This is a genomic window from Rhodococcus sp. KRD175, assembly GCF_017168275.1.
GTDB classification, from domain to species: domain Bacteria; phylum Actinomycetota; class Actinomycetes; order Mycobacteriales; family Mycobacteriaceae; genus Rhodococcoides; species Rhodococcoides fascians.
Genome location: NZ_JABFAQ010000002.1, coordinates 80,545 through 97,757, shown reverse-complemented (window position 1 = coordinate 97,757; position 17,213 = coordinate 80,545). Strand labels below are relative to the sequence as shown.

Here is a 17,213-nt window from a genome sequence, read left to right as displayed (position 1 = left end):
TCTACCGCGATCGAGAGACCCTGGCACCGACGCGACCCGAGTGCTGCCTCAGCAGATCGACCACCGCGCGCCCGAGTCGGATCGGATCCACTGGATGGGGAACTGCGGCCTCGGCGCGCGACCAGTCGGCCAACCACCGGTCGTCGGGGCGTCCGATGAGCACCAGCACCGGCGGGCAGTCGTCGATCTCGTCCTTGAGTTGCTTTGCCAAACCCAGTCCGCCGACGGGCGAGGACTCACCGTCGAGGATCGCCACATCGATTCCACCTGCGTCCAAGTGCTCGATGACCACGGCCGCGGTGGCAACCTCGACGAAGTCGACGACGCCGAGCGCCGGATCGGGCCGGGTGCCCACCGCAGACATCACCTGAGCGCGCGTGGCCGCGTTACTGCTGTACACGAGCACATGCACCTGACCTGCCGAACTTGCTCTCGCTGTGGCGTCGGACACACCGCGATGGTAGCGCGGCCCCCGGTGGACCGGGCCCGAACGCACGTCGCAGAGGTACTTTCGCGTCGTCGACGTCGTGTGGCGGCAGCTCAGGAGATGGTGACGACCACGGCGGCCGGTTCCTCGGTGCTGTGCACCGCGAAGTCCGGACGGTCGGACGCCACGGCGACGAAGGACTGTGAGATTCCATCGGCATCGGCCAGGAAGTCGACTGCCACCACGGCGGAGTCCGGCTCGTTGCGAATCCGATCCGGCCCGGCATACGGAACGACGGTGACATCCGGCTCGGTCGAGGTACCGGCGATGTCGACCTGGAGTACGGCTCGCCCGGGAAGCGCGACCGGCTCACTGGTTCCGTATCGGACGGCCTCGTCGACGTAGCGCACCGTGTAGGACACCGGCCCGTTGCCGCCCAGTCGATACTCGACGGAGGAGGCTCCCAACACCACGTCCGTCACCGCCACGGGTGAGCCGGAGGGTTGACCGACTCCCTCCAGCGACAGTCCCGGCACGACCGGCGGCAGTGTTTCGGTCGGGGCGGTCGGCGCGGTGAACGGGTCACCGACCACGAGCGAGCCGGTGGCGGTCTCGAAGTTCGGTGACGACGACGCATCGGGCGTCGGGCGAGCGGCCTCACCGGCGGAGCAACCGACGAGCAGCGCAGCAGCGAGCAGTAGCGTTAAGACCGACCCGGCCGCCACAGGCCTGCGATACCCCTCGCTCATCGACTCACCGTACAGATGAAACCGATCGGTTCGATAGTGTCGATCGGCCGCAGTTCGGTCACGGTCCCACCTGCCGCAAATCCTGCTAGCGTCGTCGAGCATGGAGCCCACGAGCTATTCGTCCGGTGAACGCGTGTTCGGACCTCCCAACGGGACGTTCGACGCGGACTGGGCGGCCACTGCGCTGCGGTCCAACCGACCGGAATTGGACCATCCGACCTCGGTGCGACTGGTCGAGCGGGCCTGGGAGTTGCTTCGATCGTCGAATCTTCGCGGCGAGCCACTCGCGACGGCTCTGGATCTCGAGCCCGGCCTCGCCTCGGCGGTCGCGGCCGTGGCAACGGAGACGGCGGAGCTCTACCTCGACCGACGGTAGGTCTATCGGTCGACCACCTCGGTCGCCAACCTCGCATTGCGGCGCCCGTAGGCGAAGTAGATCAACAGACCGAGGGCCAACCAGACCAGAAACCGTATCCACGTCTCCACCACCAGGTTGGCCATCAGGTAGACGCACGAGAGCCCGGACAGAATCGGTACGACGGGAGACAGCGGAACCCGAAAGGGCCGCTCGAGATCCGGCTTGGTCCGACGCAGGATCGGCACTGCCGCCGAGACCAGCAGAAACGCGAACAGGGCTCCGATGCTGACCATCTCGGCCAGTTCTTTCAGCGGTACCAGGGCCCCCAGCAGCGCCACGAACACCACTACGCCGACGGTCAACCGGGTCGGAGTCCCGAAACGGGGAGACACCTTCGCAACCGACTTGGGTAGCAAACCGTCCCGGCCCATCGCGAAGCCGATTCGGCTGATGGTCACCAACTCGACCAGAATGACCGACGTCAGACCCGCGACGGCCGCTATCGAGACCAGAACACCCGCCCAGCCTGCGCCCACAGAATCGAACGCCTTGGCAATGGGTGCGCTGTCGTCGAGCTCGGTGTATTTCACCATGCCGGTGACGACGAACGCGACCATCATGTACAGCAACGTGCATGCCACGAGCGTGCCGATCAGTGCACGAGGCAGATCATGGGCGGGCCGCTCGGCCTCCTCACTGAGATTGGCAACGGCCTCGAATCCTGTGTAGGCGAAGAACACGACCGCTGCAGCGGTGACGACGCCGGCAAATCCGAACGCCGAGGGTGCGATTCCGGCCACGGCCTGCATCAGGGGCTGATCGAGCGTCGAGCCACCGGCCTCGGCGGGCACGGACTCGGGCACGAACGGAACCAGGTTCGACTTCTGGACGAAGAACAGGCCGGCGATCACGATGAACACCGAAATGGCGACCTTGATCAGAACCAGCACGTTGGTCACTCGCGCCGACTCCTTGACTCCCACAGCGGCAATGACGCCCAGCACCGCGACGATGGCAACAGCACCGACGTTCACCGGCGCTTCCTCCGTGAACAAGCTGGGTGGCAGAGAAAAGAGATCCGCGAGGTAGCCGGACCAGCTTCGAGCGACAACGGCAGCACCCAAAGCGAATTCGAGGATCAAATCCCATCCGATGATCCACGCGAACAGCTCCCCCAGGGTGGCGTACGCGTACGTGTACGCACTGCCCGCCGTCGGCACGGCCGATGCAAGTTCCGCATAACACAGTGCGGCAAGCAAACTCACGACACCGGCGATGACGAAGGAGATCACGACCGCCGGGCCGGCATTTTCTTTGGCCTGTACACCGGTGAGCGTGAATATGCCGGTTCCGATGACGATGCCGACCCCGAAACCGACCAAGTCGCGTAACCCGAGCTGCTTGCGCAGACTGCCGGACCCCTCGTCGTCGACGTCGCTCTCGATCTCGTCGACGGACTTCGTGCGAAACATTCCCATTTCCCGACGCTAAGCCATCCACTGTTTCCGCGCCGGAGGAAAGGTGGTGTTTGTTCTCGCGATTGTCGGTTATTCGGACAAATCGGAAATGCTTGCGTCACAACCGTCCTCGGGACCGAGCGACACTAGGACCGTCCCAAGAATTGTTCGGCAAAAAATCCGGCCAGCAGTACCGCGGTCCCGCCGATCTCGCCGACGATCAGAGCGAGCATGAACAGGTGCGTCCCCGGAACGGGATGGACGAACTGATTCTCGGTGTCTCGCCGGATCCCGTGCACGGTGTAGCCGGCGATCGCGGCGACGAAGAACACCAGCACCACCACCGCTGCGGTCAGGTCGACCACCGTCGGCCAGGCGCTGTAGTGCGCGAGAGCCGCCAGAACGAGCGCAGCGAAGGAGTACATCAACGCTGCCCGATGCGCGATGTCGACGTATCGGTGCGCGGTTCCGTCGCTCGACGTGGACATCTGGTGGTACTTGAGCACTCCGAGCGCCAACGCCCACATCAGCAACACACCCGACGCGAACACGATCACTTTCGTGTCGATCTCCAGCTGCATCCGCGCCTCCCCTTGGGTCCGCTGTCCGGGCCGAACGTAGCACCGGACACAATGTTGGTTACGGTTCCGCAATGCCGGTCGACTCCGCCCACACTCAGAACGACTGCGCATTGCGCTTCGAGTGGGGCCTGTCCGCGATCGACGCTGTGGTCGCCGGTGCCGACATCGCCGTCGTCGTGGACGTCCTGTCGTTCACGACCACTCTGACGGTGGCGGTGGACGCCGGAATCGAGGTCGTACCCAGCCGATGGCGCGACGACCGTGCCACCCACCTGGCCGAGCAACACGACGCCGTTCTCGCAGTCGGCCGTTCGGTTGCCACGCCGGGCGACATCAGCTTGTGTCCTGCCACCGTGCGCGCCGCCGCACCGCCACCGAGTCGACTCGTGTTGCCGTCGCCGAACGGTTCCACGATCGCCCACGCACTCGCCGCCCGGGTCGACACGTGCGTGGGCGCATCGCTCCGCAACGCCGCCGCGATCGCGCAGTGGGTCGTCGATGACCATCCCCACAGCGTGATTGCCGTCATAGCCGCCGGTGAGAGATGGCCCGATTCGTCGTTGCGGCCCGCAGTGGAGGACTTGTGGGGTGCCGGAGCCGTGCTGGCACCGCTCGTGGAGTCCGGACTGTTCGATCCATCCCCCGAGGCGGTGGTCGCTGCGACCGCGTGGCACGCGGCCGCGGCGGATATAGCTACCGAGCTGCGGCGATGCGGCTCGGGGCGGGAGCTCATAGCGATGGGCCACCCCGAGGACGTCGACATCGCCGCCGAAGTCGGTTCGAGTTCCTGCGTGCCGATACTGCGCGGCGATACCTTCGTCGAGCACCGAGGCCGATAGCCCCATCGGGCCTCCGAAACCCGCACCGACGCGGCCGATCGTGTCCGAAATTTTGATCGGAACACGGAATCACGGATCATACGGTGGTGAGTACGGAACGAGTCGCCCCGAAGACCACCGTCGTTGTACCGACGTACAACGAACGCGAGAACCTCCCCAAGCTGGTCGAACTGCTGGCCGGGCTGAAGGTCGAGGGGCTCGGTGTTCTCGTGGTCGACGACAATTCCCCCGACGGAACCGGCGACATCGCCGACAAACTCGCCATCGACGGTCCCCTCGAGGTCTCCGTTCTGCACCGCACCGAGAAGAACGGTCTGGGCCGCGCATACGTGGCCGGCATGACACGGGCCCTCGACGAGGGAGCCGACATCGTGATCCAGATGGACGCCGATCTGTCGCACCCCACCGAGGTGATTCCGGCGATGATCGACAAGCTGCGGAGCACCGACGCCGCGGTCGTGCTGGGTTCGCGCTACGTCCCCGGCGGTTCGGTCGCGGCGGACTGGCCGTGGCACCGCAAGGCGCTGTCGGCGTGGGCCAACTTCTACGTGAACACGATTCTTCGTCTCGGAGTCAAGGACGCCACCGCCGGCTTCAAGGCATGGCATGCCCGCACGCTCCGCACGATCGACGTTGAGTCGGTGGAGAGCAACGGGTACGCGTTCCAGGTCGAGATGAACTACCGCACCGTCAAACACGGGCTCACGCTCGCCGAAGTCCCCATCACGTTCGAGGAGCGCAGCGAGGGCGAATCCAAGATGAGCCTGTCGGTCCAGCTCGAATCTGCCTTGGTGCCCTGGAAGTTGTTGCGGAACCGGAAGAAGCTCTGACCGAGGCACCGCGCCGTGATCACGGCGTGAAGCGTCGGAATCCGCCTTCGGCCCCGATGACCTGTCCGGTGATCGAACCCGAATCGGGCGAGAGCAACATCGCCACTACCGCTGCGGCCTCTTCTGGTGAGTTCCACCGACCGCGCGGCATGTGACGCTCTACGAATTCGTTCAGATCCGCACTTGCCCAACCGGTATCGGTCGGACCCGGATTGATCGTGTTGACGGTGATGCCACGTTCGATCAGGGAATCGGCCACGGTCGGTGTTATCGCGGCGATGGCACCCTTGGTCACCGCATAGGGAATCTCGGTTGGCATCGGCCCCTCTCCCTGCCCGGACGTGAACAGCACGACGCGTCCGCCGTCAGGATGATCGACGTACCGTTGCGCGAGTTCCTGCACCAGAAGCAACGACGCGCGCACGTTCACCGCCCACGTCAGGTCGAGGTTCTCTGCCGTCAGAGAACCCAGTTCGCCCAGCTGTGATCGCGCATGGTTGATCACCAACGAGTCGACGGCACCGAACCTGGATTCGACAGCATCGAACAGGACGGCAGGCGCTTCGACATCGGAGAGATCGATGTCCAGATTCCCGAGTCTGCTTGGCGCAGTGCACAACTCGGCGAGAACCTGTACCGCTCCCGGCGTTCCCACTCCCCACGGTTCACTGGCGTCGTAGGCATCGCATGATTGCGCGAAGACGCGGGCGCGCTCGTCCTGCAGCAATCTGCGGGTGATGGCGAAGCCGATTCCTTCCCTCCGACCGACGCCGGTGACGAGGACTGTTCTTCCGCGTGCCTGCGCGTCCGACGTCATGCCGCGTCCTTCACTGTCGCGGCGTACACGTCGACGTAGTCCTGCCCCGACAGGTTCGCCAGCGCTGCCATCACCTCATCGGTGGTCGCCCGCAGAATGGCTTTACTGTTTTCTCCCCCTGCGTATCTCGTGAAATTCAATGGTTCGCCGACGACCATGCGCACCTTGCCCGGCCGCCACATCCTCGAGCCCACCGGGTTGACTCCGAGCGTCCCGTGCATCACCACCGGCACGACGGGCGCTCCCGTCTCGAGCGCTACTCTTGCCAGCCCGGTCTTGCCCTTGTACAACCGGCCGTCGGGAGATCGCGTCCCCTCCGGGTACACCGCCCACACCTTCCGTTGTCGCAGAATGTTTTTCGCGGCATCGAGCGCCGGAGCCGAAGCACCTGCCCCGCGGCGGTCGACGGGAACCTGACCTGTCGCGCTGTAGAACCAACGAAGCGCCGCACCCTTGATTCCCCGGCCGGTGAAGTACTCGCTCTTGGCGATGAACGTGACTCGGCGACGAACCAGGAGGACGAGAAAGAACGAGTCGACGACGGTCAGGTGGTTGCCGGCGATGATCACCGGTCCCGTCTTCGGGATATTGTCTGCGCCGACCACCGAAGGACGGCCGAGAACTCGGAGAACCGGGCCGATCAGGACATATTTCAAGAGCAGGTACCACATCTATCGATCCTCTCGGCTGGACAACAGCAAGGCCGAGAGTAGACAATGTCTACGTGCCAGACAACCTCCGGACGCGGCTGATCGACGCGGGTGTACGCCTACTCGACAGCGAAGGGCCGGAAGGGCTGACCATCAGAGCGGTCACTCGCGAGGCCGGTGTTTCGCACGGCGCTCCCAGGCGGTACTTTCCGACGCTGAGCGCACTGGCCGCGGCCGTGGCCCGAGTCGGTCTGGTCGATCTCGAGACCGCACTGAATTCTGCTGCACAGCAGTCGGATGCGCCCCGAGATGCACTGGATGCGATGGCGCACGCGTACGTGCAGTTCGCGGCGCAGCGCCCCGCGATGTTCGCGCTCATCTTTCGACACGACCTGCTCGAGGGCTCCGGCGAGAATCTGCGCGGACAATCGCGACCCCTGTTCGAGGCTCTCACCTCGACACTCGATGCCGTCGTGCCGGAGAATCCACAGTTCACAGCGCTGAGACTGTGGACCTCCGTGCACGGAATTGCGGCGCTCCACGCCACCCGAGCGTTCGAGCCGATCACCGACACCTCGGCGGTGCCGGACCTGATCCGATGCGCAGTGCGCGACGCGATCAGGAACGTCAGCGAATCAGAGACTTGACCGACGCCGGCAGCTGGCGGACGTTCTTGTAGGGGCCGACCACTGCGGCACCGAAAGGCCGGTCGAGCAACACCGCCGCGACCTCACGCACCTCGTCGTTGCCGACACTGTCGATACGCGCCAGGGTGTCGGTGATATCTCGGTGATTGCCGTAGTTCAGTTCGCTGCGACCGATACGGTTCATCCGAGAGCCCGAATCTTCCAGTCCCAGCACCAATCCACCGCGCAACGAACCCTTGGCGCGAGCGCACTCGGCATCGGTGATGCCCTCGGCCGCAACCTTGGCGAGCACCTCGCGAATCACCGTGGTGACCTCGCCCAGGTTCTCCGGCTGGCATCCCGCGTACACCGAGAACGCCCCGCTGTCGGCAAACGTATCCACCGAGGAGTACACCGAGTAAGCCAGTCCGCGCTCTTCCCTGATCTCCTGGAACAGGCGAGAACTGAGCCCACCGCCGACAGCAGAATTCAGTACCGACAATGCCCAGCGGTGTCCTTCGTGACGTCCGAACGCCCGTACGCCCAGGCACAGATGCGCCTGTTCGCTGTCCCGGGTGGTCAGGCTCAGCGTCGGATTCTGCCGCAATCGCGCTGTACCGCTACGCCTTTCGGCCGGCCGCAGGCCTTTTTCCAGATGACCCGCGAAGGCGCGACGTACGAAGGACACAATCTGCTTGTGATCGACGTTGCCTGCGACGGCGACGACCATCCGTTGCGGCGTATAGCGGCGAACATGGAACGAATGCAGTTGGGAACGGGTCATCGATTCGATGGATTCGACAGATCCGATGATCGGACGCCCGATCGGGTGATCACCGAACATCGCTTCCAGGAAGGCATCTCCCAGGAGATCCTCGGGATCGTCGTCCCGCATGGAGATCTCTTCGAGTACGACCTGCCGCTCGACGTCCACGTCTGCCGATCTACACCGACCACGAAGCACCACATCGCTGACGAGATCGATCGCGAGCGCGACGTCCTCGTCGAGCACGTGCGCGTAGAAGCAGGTGCTCTCTTTCGAGGTGAACGCATTCAGCTCTCCGCCGACACCGTCCATCACCTGAGCGATCTCGAGTGCACTGCGCGTCGGAGTCGACTTGAACAGCAGATGTTCGAGGAAGTGCGCTGCACCGGCGACGCTGGGTTGCTCGTCGCGCGAGCCGACGCCGACCCACACACCGACCGAGGCCGAGCGGACCCCAGGAACGAACTCGGTGACGACCCGAAGGCCGCCGGGCAGAGTCGTGCGTCGAACGCCCGTATCGGTGCCGCTGGTCTCTGGAACGGCCGAACGGTACGTCCCGAGGGGACGTACCGTTCGACTCGCTTGCTTCTTACTCAGCGCTGACCTCGGCGGGTGCCTCGGGAGCGTCGGCGGGAGCAGCCGCGTTGTCGTCTTCGACGGGAACGAGGCTGATCTTGCCGCGGTTGTCGATATCGGCGATCTCGACGCGCAACTTCGATCCGACGCTCACGACGTCCTCGACCTTGTTGATGCGCTTGCCGTTACCGAGCTTCGAGATGTGCACCAGTCCGTCGCGGCCCGGGAGCAGCGAGACGAATGCACCGAAAGCCGTTGTCTTGACGACGGTTCCGAGGAATCGCTCGCCGACCTTCGGCAACTGCGGGTTGGCGATGGCGTTGATCATGTCGATCGCGGCCTGTGCGGACGGGCCGTCCGCTGCACCGACGTAGACAGTGCCGTCATCTTCGATCGAGATGTTGGCACCGGTCTGCTCGGTGATGGAGTTGATCATCTTACCCTTGGGCCCGATGACCTCGCCGATCTTGTCGACCGGCACCTTGATTGCGGTGACGCGAGGTGCGTACGGGCTCATCTCGTCCGGGGTGTCGATGGCCTCGGCCATGACCTCGAGGATCGTCGTGCGAGCATCCTTGGCCTGCGACAGCGCGCCGGCGAGCACCTTGGAGGGGATGCCGTCGAGCTTGGTGTCGAGCTGCAGGGCGGTGACGAAGTCCTTGGTTCCGGCGACCTTGAAGTCCATGTCGCCGAACGCGTCCTCGGCACCGAGGATGTCGGTGAGGGCGACGTAGCGAGTCTCGCCGTCGACCTCGTCGGACACGAGGCCCATCGCGATACCGGCAACCGGGGCACGCAGCGGCACACCGGCATTGAGCAGCGACAGAGTAGATGCGCAGACCGAGCCCATCGAGGTCGAGCCGTTGGAGCTCAATGCCTCGGAGACCTGGCGGATGGCGTACGGGAACTCGGCCTGGCTGGGCAGCACCGGCAGCAGAGCGCGCTCGGCGAGTGCGCCGTGACCGATCTCGCGACGCTTCGGCGAACCGACGCGGCCCGTCTCACCGGTGGAGTACGGCGGGAAGTTGTAATGGTGCATGTAGCGCTTGGACGTCTCGGGCCCGAGCGAGTCGACCTGCTGCGCCATCTTGACCATGTCGAGGGTGGTGACACCCAGGATCTGGGTCTCTCCGCGCTCGAACAGGGCAGATCCGTGGGTGCGCGGGATGATCGCGACCTCGGCGGACAACGACCGGATGTCGGTGATGCCGCGGCCGTCGATACGGAAGTGATCGGTGAGGATGCGCTGGCGAACCGACTTCTTGGTCAGTGCGCGGAACGCGGCACCGATCTCCTTCTCGCGGCCGGCGAAGCTGTCTCCGACCGAGGTGAGGACCTGAGCCTTGACCTCGTCGAGCTTGTTCTCGCGCTCGGCCTTGCCGGCAATGGTCAGTGCCTCGTTGAGCGGGATCTTCGCGGCGTTCTCGACGGCTTCGAAGACGTCGCTCTGGTACGCCGGGAAGACCGGGTAGTCGCCGGTCGGCTTGGCGGCCTTGGACGCGAGCTCCTGCTGTGCGGTGCACAGGGCTGCGATGAAGGGCTTCGAGGCCTCGAGGCCCTCGGCGACAACTGCCTCGTTGGGTGCGGTAGCGCCGCCCTCGATGAGCTCGATGACGTTCTCGGTGGCCTCGGCCTCGACCATCATGATCGCGACGTCGGCGTCGGCACCGGAGCCGGAGACGATGCGGCCGGCGACGACCATGTTGAACACGGCCTTCTCGAGCTGCTCGTTGGTCGGGAACGCAACCCACTGCTTGTCGATCAGCGCGACGCGAACGCCGCCGATCGGACCGGAGAACGGCAGGCCGGCGATCTGGGTCGATGCCGACGCGGCGTTGATCGCGACGACGTCGTACAGATCGGCCGGGTTGAGGCTCATGACCGTGATGACGACCTGGATCTCGTTGCGCAGTCCGTCGACGAACGTCGGACGCAGCGGCCGGTCGATCAGGCGGCAGGTGAGGATGGCGTCGGTGGACGGACGGCCCTCGCGGCGGAAGAACGATCCGGGGATACGGCCCGCGGCGTACATGCGCTCTTCGACGTCGACCGTCAGCGGGAAGAAATCGAATCCCTCACGGGGGTGCTTGCCCGCCGTCGTTGCCGACAGCAGCATGGTGTCCTCGTCGAGGTACGCGGCGACTGCGCCTGCGGCCTGCTGTGCGAGGCGACCCGTCTCGAAGCGGATGCTCCGCTTACCGAAAGAGCCGTTGTCGATGATCGCTGTTGCTTCGTAGACGCCTTCTTCGGCGTCCAATGTTGTGGTGTCCGACATGTGTTCTGTTCTCGTCCTCTCGTCTTTGCCGTGCCCGCGTGGACACACCACCAGCCCTCCTGGCTGTGGCGGCATACCTGTGCCGTCCATCTCCGAGAGTTCGTCTCGGGACGCGGCTGCGCGGAGGCGGCCATCGATCGAAGCCCTCCGGATCTCGTATCCGAAAAGCCACTACCGAAGACCGACACCACGGCGTGACAGGCATACACGGCGGTGTGCGGATACCGTGTATCCGCTGGTCGTGCTGACTATCCTGATGTTGCGGTACAAACACAGAAAGCCAACGAGGAACAGTCTAAGCACTGCCTCGTTGGCTACTGCACTATTGCTGCGAGTCGGGTGTACACCGGCGCGTCGAACCATGCATCGGCAACATCCTCGCGTCGATCGAAATTATCGACGCAGACCCAGACGCTCGATGAGCGAACGGTAGCGAGTGACGTCTACCTTCGCGATGTACTTGAGCAGACGACGACGACGTCCGACCAGCAGCAACAGGCCGCGGCGGGAGTGGTGATCGTGCTTGTGCATCTTGAGGTGCTCGGTCAAGTCGACGATGCGCTTGGTGAGCATTGCAACCTGCGCCTCGGGCGAACCCGTGTCGGTGGGGTGCAAGCCGTACTCGCCGAGAACGGCCTTCTTCTGTTCGGTGGTCAATGCCACTGGTACTACTCCTGATCAATGACGTCCGCGTGAAAGGAAGCAACGGGCCCCGCCGTGGACGATGCATAATCATCCGGGCGGTATCGAAGCCGGTGCAGCCGCCGCGGACCGCAGCGAACACCGAGGAGTCAGCCTATCAGGCTGCGCTGGCGGCCAGGATCGAGCGGGCCCGGTCGGCGTCCCGGCCCATCTCCTCCACGAGAGCCTCCATGGAATCGAACTTCTCCATTCCGCGCAGTCGCTCGACGAAGTCGACGGCCACGTGCTGCCCGTAGAGGTCTCCCTCGCCGTCGAGCACGAACGCCTCGACGGTCCTGGTGCGTCCCGAGAACGTGGGATTCGTGCCCACCGACACCGCCGCCGGGTGCCGCTCCCCCGGAGTGACCGTCCCCATGATCGGACCCGGACCGAGCACGGTGAACCAGGCGGCGTAAACCCCGTCCGCCGGTATGGCCGAGTACATCGGCGGAGCGACATTGGCTGTGGGATAGCCCATTTGACGGCCGCGTCCGTCGCCGTGCACGACGACACCCTCGACGCGATGCGGGCGGCCGAGCGCTGCAGCTGCTGCCGCGACGTCCCCGGCGTCCACGCACGACCTGATGTAGGTGGACGAGAACGTGACGGCATGCTCGGCCAACAGGTTGACTCCGTCGACCGCGAAGCCGGACCGTTCGCCGATCTTGCGCAGCATGGGGACCGTCCCGAGCGCCTTCTTCCCGTAGGTGAAGTTCTCGCCGACGACCACTTCCGCAACGTGCAGGCGTTCGATGAGGATCTCGTGCACGTATCGCTCGGGGGTGAGTTTCATCAGTTCGGGCGTGAACGGCATGACACAGAACACGTCGATACCCAGTTCCTCGGCCAGTTCGGCACGCCGGGTCAACGTCGTCAACTGCGCGGGGTGGCTACCCGGACGGACCACTTCCATCGGGTGGGGATCGAAGGTCATGAGCACGCTGGGTACGCCGCGTTCCCGAGCTGCGGCCACTGCTCTACCGATCAACTGCGCATGTCCGCGGTGAACGCCGTCGAACACACCGATCGTGAGCACACATCGGCCCCAGTCGGCAGGTACATCGTCGAGACCTCGCCATCTCTGCACACCGCGAAGCCTACGGCCCGGCGGCCGCTCGGTCATCCTCGGACAGGCGTGTCGCGTGCGGCAGGTATGGACAAAAGGGTGTCCCCACGGTAAATATTTCGGGGTGCCTAACTTATTTCTTCGATCTCGCGGATCTCGCGTGGGTCGAATCGTTGCGAGCTGGGCCGTGGCGGGACTGCTGGTAGCGACGTCGAGCGGATGCGCTCGCACGGTCGACGACGAGGAGCCGACGTCGATGGACGACGGCAGACCGTTGGTGCTGACGACGTTCACGGTGCTGGCCGACATGGCCGCGAACGTTGCAGGCGACCATCTCCGTGTGGAGTCGATCACCAAGGCCGGAGCCGAGATTCACGGGTACGAGCCCACACCCGGCGACCTACGCACTGCCGAAAGCGCCGATCTGATCCTGGACAACGGTCTGGGACTCGAGGCGTGGTTCGAGAAGTTCGTCGAGCGGGTGCCCGCACCGCACGCGGTCGTCAGCGCACACGTGGAACCCGTCTACATCCGCGACGACGCGTATGCGGGCAAGGCCAATCCACACGCCTGGATGTCGCCGGTCGTGGCGGAGACCTACATCACCAACATCGCCGACGCGTTCGTGGCGCTCGACGCTGCCCATGCCGAGGAATACCGTGCCAACGCCGCCGCGTACATCACCGAGCTGCGGTCGGTCGGCGACGAACTGGAATCCGATCTGGCCCAACTTCCGGCGCAGCAACGTGCTCTGGTGACGTGTGAGGGCGCGTTCGGCTATCTGGCCCGCGACTTCGACCTGCAGGAGGCGTACCTGTGGCCGGTCAATGCCGAACAGGAAGGGACACCCAAACAAGTGGTCCGCACCATCGATTTCGTACGTGACAACGACGTGCCTGCCGTCTTCTGCGAGTCGACCGTCTCGGACAAGGCTCAGCTCCAGGTCGCCGAGGACACGGGTGCCCGCTTCGGCGGAAAGCTGTACGTCGACTCCCTCAGCGCCGCCGACGGACCCGTGCCCACCTACCTCGACCTGCTGCGTTACGACGCGCGGCTGATCGCCGACGCGTTGGTGGGCACGCGATGACCCGGCACATCTCGGGTGCGAACCGGGACGGCGCCGCGCTGACCGTCGACGCCGTCGACGTTCGGTACCGAGACGTCGTGGCGCTGGTCGGCGCGAGCCTGACCCTCGCACCCGGACGCGTCTGCGGCCTGGTCGGAATGAACGGATCGGGTAAGTCGACGCTGTTCAAGGCCATCATGGGCGTCGTCAAGACCGATGCCGGTTCGATCACGGTCTTCGGCGGCGACCCCGCCCGGGCCCGCAAAGCCGGGACGGTCAGCTACGTGCCCCAGGCCGAATCGGTCGACTGGACCTTCCCCATCAGCGTCCGGGACGTGGTGATGATGGGTCGTTACGGCAAACAGAACTTTCTCCGAACCCCTCGTGCGGCAGACAGAGCTGCGGTGGACGCGGCCCTGAGACGAGTCGATCTCACCGAGCTCGCCGATCGACAGATCGGGCAACTCTCCGGCGGACAGCGCAAACGGGCATTCGTGGCCCGCGCCATCGCTCAGGAAGCGTCCTTGCTGCTCCTCGACGAGCCGTTCGCAGGAGTGGACAAGAAGACCGAGGCGACGATCACGCGACTCCTCCGAGAACTGGCCGCTCAGGGTGCGTCCGTCCTGGTGTCCACCCACGATCTGCACGCCCTTCCGGAACTGTGCGACGAGGCCATCCTGCTGCAGCAGCGGGTCCTGATGCACGGCAGTCCAGCCGAGGTGTTGCGCCCGGAGAACCTGGCACTGGCCTTCGGCATGGACCCGTCGAAGATCGACGAACTGGGCGCGAGCTCTCCAACGTCGGAAGTGAGCTGAACCGTGTACCTGATCGACTTCGTCGTCAATCCTCTCGAATACACCTTCATGCAGCGTGCGCTGTTGGTGACCGTCACCGCCTCGATCGTCTGCGCAGTGTTGAGCTGCTGGCTCGTACTCATCGGCTGGTCACTGATGGGGGACGCCGTATCGCACGCGGTACTCCCCGGCGTCGCCCTGTCCTATCTGCTGGGTGCGCCGTTCGCCATCGGCGCGCTGCTGTTCGCACTCATCGCGGTCGGTGCCATCGGGGTGGTTCGCAACACCACCATCGTCAAGGAGGACGCCGCGATCGGCGTCGTGTTCACCACGTTGTTCGCCCTCGGCGTCGTCCTGATCTCCAAGTTTCCGAGCCAGATCGACCTCAACCACATCTTGTTCGGAAACCTGCTCGGGGTGTCGCAGTCGGACATGATCCAGGTGTTCGTGCTCGGCGGGCTGGCGTTGGCCGTGATGGTGATCAAGCGTCGCGATTTCACTCTGTTCGCCTTCGACCGCACGCAGGCTCGCGCGGTCGGTATCAATCCGAGCGTGATCTCGGCCGCGATGTTGACGCTGCTCGCGCTGACGACCGTCGTGGCGCTACAGGCCGTCGGCGTCATCCTGGTCGTCGCCATGCTGATCACACCCGGCGCAACCGCATACCTACTCACCCACAGCTTCGGCCGCATGCTGATGATTGCCCCCGCCATCTCGGTGGGCTGCGCCCTGGTCGGTATCTACGCCAGTTTCTATCTCGACGTCTCCTCGGGTGGCAGCGTGGTGCTGGCCCAAGGCCTGGTGTTCGTGCTGGCGTACCTGTTCAGCCCGGCGCAGGGCATCGTCACGCGCGCTCTGCGCCGCCGAGGACAGGTGACGGTGGCTCCGGCCGGGTGAGATGTCTTTTTCCATTGGATTGCCTAAGCTCGGCGACGTGGCGCAACGAAAAGACGATCCAGCTCCGGCCGACGAGGGCGTCCAGCTGTCCGCAGTTGCGCAGGACTACCTCAAGGTCATCTGGACGGCCAGCGAATGGAGTGAAGACTCCGTCAGCACCAAGATGCTCTCCGAACGAATCGGCGTGTCCGCATCCACTGTGTCCGAGGCGATTCGCAAACTGGCCGATCAGGGCATGGTGGACCACGCCCGGTACGGTGCCATCTCACTCACCGAGAAGGGCCGACTGGCGGCCATCGGCATGGTCCGTCGACATCGCCTCATCGAGACCTACCTCGTTCGCGAACTCGGGTACGGCTGGGACGAGGTCCACGACGAGGCAGAAATCCTCGAACATGCGGTATCCGATCTGATGATGGATCGGATAGACGCCAAACTCGGCCACCCCGAACGAGATCCACACGGGGACCCGATTCCGTCGGCCAACGGGTCGATCGACACGCCGTCCGCAACCAGACTGAGCGAGTACCTCGACGGTCAGTCGGGACGAGTGGCTCGTATCTCCGATTCGGACCCCGCGATGCTCCGGTACTTCGATTCGGTCGGCATCGAGCTCGATCTACCGATCACCGTGGTCGAACGACGCGACTACGCCGGCACGGTGGCGATCGAACTCGCCCGACGCGGCAGCACGGAGTCCATCGATCTCGGTCACCGCGCCGCCGAAGCGATCTGGATGGTTCCGGCCACCTGAGCGGTGCAGTCCCCTCGGTCGCAGGGCCGACTCGAACGGGAAATCAGTACCCGCGCAGTGTTGCCGGCCGCACCACCATCACCGAGCTCGCCCGCTTGCCCTTTTCCTGCAGCAACGCGATGGTGTGCCCGGTGGGATCGACAGCCGCGTAGACCCCCTCGATTCCGACGGGATCGAGCCAGCGTCCCTGGCTGAGCGACTCCGCTTCGGCGGCATCGATCTGTCGGTGCGGAAATGCGGTGCGCGCAGCCTCGTCTATATCGAGGCCCACAGCGGGATTCTCGGCCAATTCCTCGAGCGTCACGGCGTGGTCGAGCGTGAACGGCCCGACCCTGGTTCTGCGCAGAACCGTCAGGTGGCCGCCGACGCCCAGTGCTGCGCCGAGATCCCGTGCGAGCGCGCGCACGTACGTCCCCGACGTGCAGTCCACCTCGACATCGAGGTCGACGAACCGGCCATCGGAATCGACGACATCGCGGCGAGCCGTCACGTCGAAGCGAGTGACAGTGACCTTGCGAGCGGCGAGGGTGAACTCCTCACCGGCGCGCGAGAGCTTGTGTGCCCGCTGACCGTCGACCTTGATGGCACTGACACTGGCCGGAACCTGCTCGATGTCACCGGTGAGTGCGGCAACCCCGGCCGCGATGTCCGAATCCGAGACATTCGTGGCCGGGACGTCGGCGAGCACCTCACCCTCGGCGTCATCGGTCGTCGTACTGCGCCCCAGTCGCACGGTGGCGGTGTACGACTTGGTCGTCAGCGTCAGCAGTCCGAGCATCTTGGTCGCCCGCTCCACGCCCAGAACCAGCACCCCGGTCGCCATGGGGTCCAACGTCCCCGCATGACCGACCTTTCTGGTCTGCAACAACTTTCGGCACGACGCGACGACATCGTGGCTGGTGACGCCCGGCCCCTTGTCGACCACCAACACACCGGCACCGACGAGACCGGACGAGATCTTTCCGCGAGCACTCACGAGAGTGCATTGTGCCAGGCGCGACGAG

At 64.9% G+C, this 17,213-nt stretch carries 19 protein-coding genes; 8 read left to right on the top strand and 11 right to left on the bottom strand.

The window, feature by feature from the left end; genetic code table 11:
- Position 1: 1 nt before the first annotated feature.
- Entirely contained in the window at positions 2–451 is a 450-nt protein-coding gene (locus J1M81_RS01110) for a chemotaxis protein CheY (RefSeq protein ID WP_051365375.1), read from the bottom strand.
- 89 nt (positions 452–540) lie between these two features.
- Positions 541–1,176, bottom strand: coding sequence for a hypothetical protein (locus J1M81_RS01105; RefSeq protein ID WP_206497478.1), 636 nt, complete (start codon positions 1,174–1,176; stop codon positions 541–543).
- Between the two features lie 100 nt (positions 1,177–1,276).
- Here J1M81_RS01105 and J1M81_RS01100 point away from each other — a divergent pair, with 100 nt between their 5' ends.
- A complete protein-coding gene (locus tag J1M81_RS01100) occupies positions 1,277–1,552 on the top strand; it encodes a hypothetical protein (protein WP_027496773.1) in 276 nt (91 codons plus the stop codon).
- A gap of 2 nt (positions 1,553–1,554) precedes the next feature.
- On the opposite strand, the gene J1M81_RS01095 is transcribed toward J1M81_RS01100, so the two are convergent.
- Positions 1,555–3,012 (bottom strand): APC family permease, encoded by a 1,458-nt coding sequence (locus J1M81_RS01095; RefSeq protein WP_027496772.1) that lies wholly within the window; start codon positions 3,010–3,012, stop codon positions 1,555–1,557.
- A 125-nt stretch (positions 3,013–3,137) separates the two neighbouring features.
- Entirely contained in the window at positions 3,138–3,572 is a 435-nt protein-coding gene (locus tag J1M81_RS01090; protein WP_032366446.1) for a hypothetical protein, read from the bottom strand.
- Positions 3,573–3,643: 71 nt separating this feature from the next.
- Here J1M81_RS01090 and J1M81_RS01085 point away from each other — a divergent pair, with 71 nt between their 5' ends.
- Together J1M81_RS01085 and J1M81_RS01080 are read left to right on the top strand one after the other, a co-directional pair.
- Complete coding sequence (locus J1M81_RS01085) at positions 3,644–4,411, top strand: 2-phosphosulfolactate phosphatase (protein WP_206497477.1); 768 nt, start codon at positions 3,644–3,646, stop codon at positions 4,409–4,411.
- Between the two features lie 86 nt (positions 4,412–4,497).
- Positions 4,498–5,241, top strand: coding sequence for a polyprenol monophosphomannose synthase (locus J1M81_RS01080; RefSeq protein ID WP_206497476.1), 744 nt, complete (start codon positions 4,498–4,500; stop codon positions 5,239–5,241).
- 19 nt (positions 5,242–5,260) lie between these two features.
- Here the strand turns inward: J1M81_RS01080 and J1M81_RS01075 are convergent, their stop codons facing one another.
- Both J1M81_RS01075 and J1M81_RS01070 read right to left on the bottom strand, forming a co-directional pair.
- Entirely contained in the window at positions 5,261–6,058 is a 798-nt protein-coding gene (locus tag J1M81_RS01075) for an SDR family oxidoreductase (RefSeq protein WP_206497475.1), read from the bottom strand.
- The gene (locus tag J1M81_RS01070) at positions 6,055–6,729 is read right to left on the bottom strand and encodes a 1-acyl-sn-glycerol-3-phosphate acyltransferase (protein WP_206497474.1); all 675 of its coding nucleotides are present in this window, start codon (positions 6,727–6,729) and stop codon (positions 6,055–6,057) included. The genes J1M81_RS01075 and J1M81_RS01070 overlap by 4 nt, the downstream gene beginning before the upstream one ends.
- Before the next feature lie 53 nt (positions 6,730–6,782).
- Between J1M81_RS01070 and J1M81_RS01065 the strand changes: the two genes are divergently transcribed.
- Entirely contained in the window at positions 6,783–7,355 is a 573-nt protein-coding gene (locus J1M81_RS01065; protein WP_206497473.1) for a TetR/AcrR family transcriptional regulator, read from the top strand.
- Here the strand turns inward: J1M81_RS01065 and J1M81_RS01060 are convergent.
- From J1M81_RS01060 to J1M81_RS01045, 4 genes are all read right to left on the bottom strand, one after another.
- On the bottom strand, positions 7,336–8,595 hold the full coding sequence (locus tag J1M81_RS01060; protein WP_241257602.1) for a pitrilysin family protein: 1,260 nt from the start codon (positions 8,593–8,595) through the stop codon (positions 7,336–7,338). The two genes, J1M81_RS01065 and J1M81_RS01060, sit on opposite strands and share 20 nt — an antisense overlap.
- 94 nt (positions 8,596–8,689) lie before the next feature.
- A complete protein-coding gene (locus tag J1M81_RS01055; protein ID WP_027496765.1) occupies positions 8,690–10,951 on the bottom strand; it encodes a polyribonucleotide nucleotidyltransferase in 2,262 nt (753 codons plus the stop codon).
- A gap of 393 nt (positions 10,952–11,344) precedes the next feature.
- Positions 11,345–11,614: a 30S ribosomal protein S15 gene (rpsO, locus tag J1M81_RS01050; RefSeq protein ID WP_027496764.1), complete on the bottom strand. Its 270-nt coding sequence runs from the start codon at positions 11,612–11,614 to the stop codon at positions 11,345–11,347.
- A 136-nt stretch (positions 11,615–11,750) separates the two neighbouring features.
- A complete protein-coding gene (locus tag J1M81_RS01045) occupies positions 11,751–12,719 on the bottom strand; it encodes a bifunctional riboflavin kinase/FAD synthetase (RefSeq protein ID WP_027496763.1) in 969 nt (322 codons plus the stop codon).
- 103 nt (positions 12,720–12,822) lie between these two features.
- Here J1M81_RS01045 and J1M81_RS01040 point away from each other — a divergent pair, with 103 nt between their 5' ends.
- The 4 genes from J1M81_RS01040 to J1M81_RS01025 are packed head-to-tail and all read left to right on the top strand — an operon-like array spanning position 12,823 to position 16,209.
- The gene (locus J1M81_RS01040; RefSeq protein ID WP_371831400.1) at positions 12,823–13,785 is read left to right on the top strand and encodes a metal ABC transporter substrate-binding protein; all 963 of its coding nucleotides are present in this window, start codon (positions 12,823–12,825) and stop codon (positions 13,783–13,785) included.
- Positions 13,782–14,579, top strand: a complete 798-nt coding sequence (locus J1M81_RS01035) for a metal ABC transporter ATP-binding protein (protein ID WP_052053322.1) — start codon at positions 13,782–13,784, stop codon at positions 14,577–14,579. The genes J1M81_RS01040 and J1M81_RS01035 overlap by 4 nt, the downstream gene beginning before the upstream one ends.
- Positions 14,580–14,627: 48 nt before the next feature.
- The gene (locus tag J1M81_RS01030; protein ID WP_205912357.1) at positions 14,628–15,455 is read left to right on the top strand and encodes a metal ABC transporter permease; all 828 of its coding nucleotides are present in this window, start codon (positions 14,628–14,630) and stop codon (positions 15,453–15,455) included.
- Position 15,456: 1 nt separating this feature from the next.
- The gene (locus tag J1M81_RS01025) at positions 15,457–16,209 is read left to right on the top strand and encodes a metal-dependent transcriptional regulator (RefSeq protein WP_370878688.1); all 753 of its coding nucleotides are present in this window, start codon (positions 15,457–15,459) and stop codon (positions 16,207–16,209) included.
- 43 nt (positions 16,210–16,252) lie between these two features.
- Here J1M81_RS01025 and truB read toward each other — a convergent pair whose 3' ends face one another.
- Positions 16,253–17,185 carry a tRNA pseudouridine(55) synthase TruB gene (gene truB, locus J1M81_RS01020; RefSeq protein WP_027496758.1) on the bottom strand — a complete coding sequence of 311 codons (933 nt, stop codon included), beginning with the start codon at positions 17,183–17,185 and terminating at the stop codon, positions 16,253–16,255.
- Between the last annotated feature and the right edge of the window lie 28 nt (positions 17,186–17,213).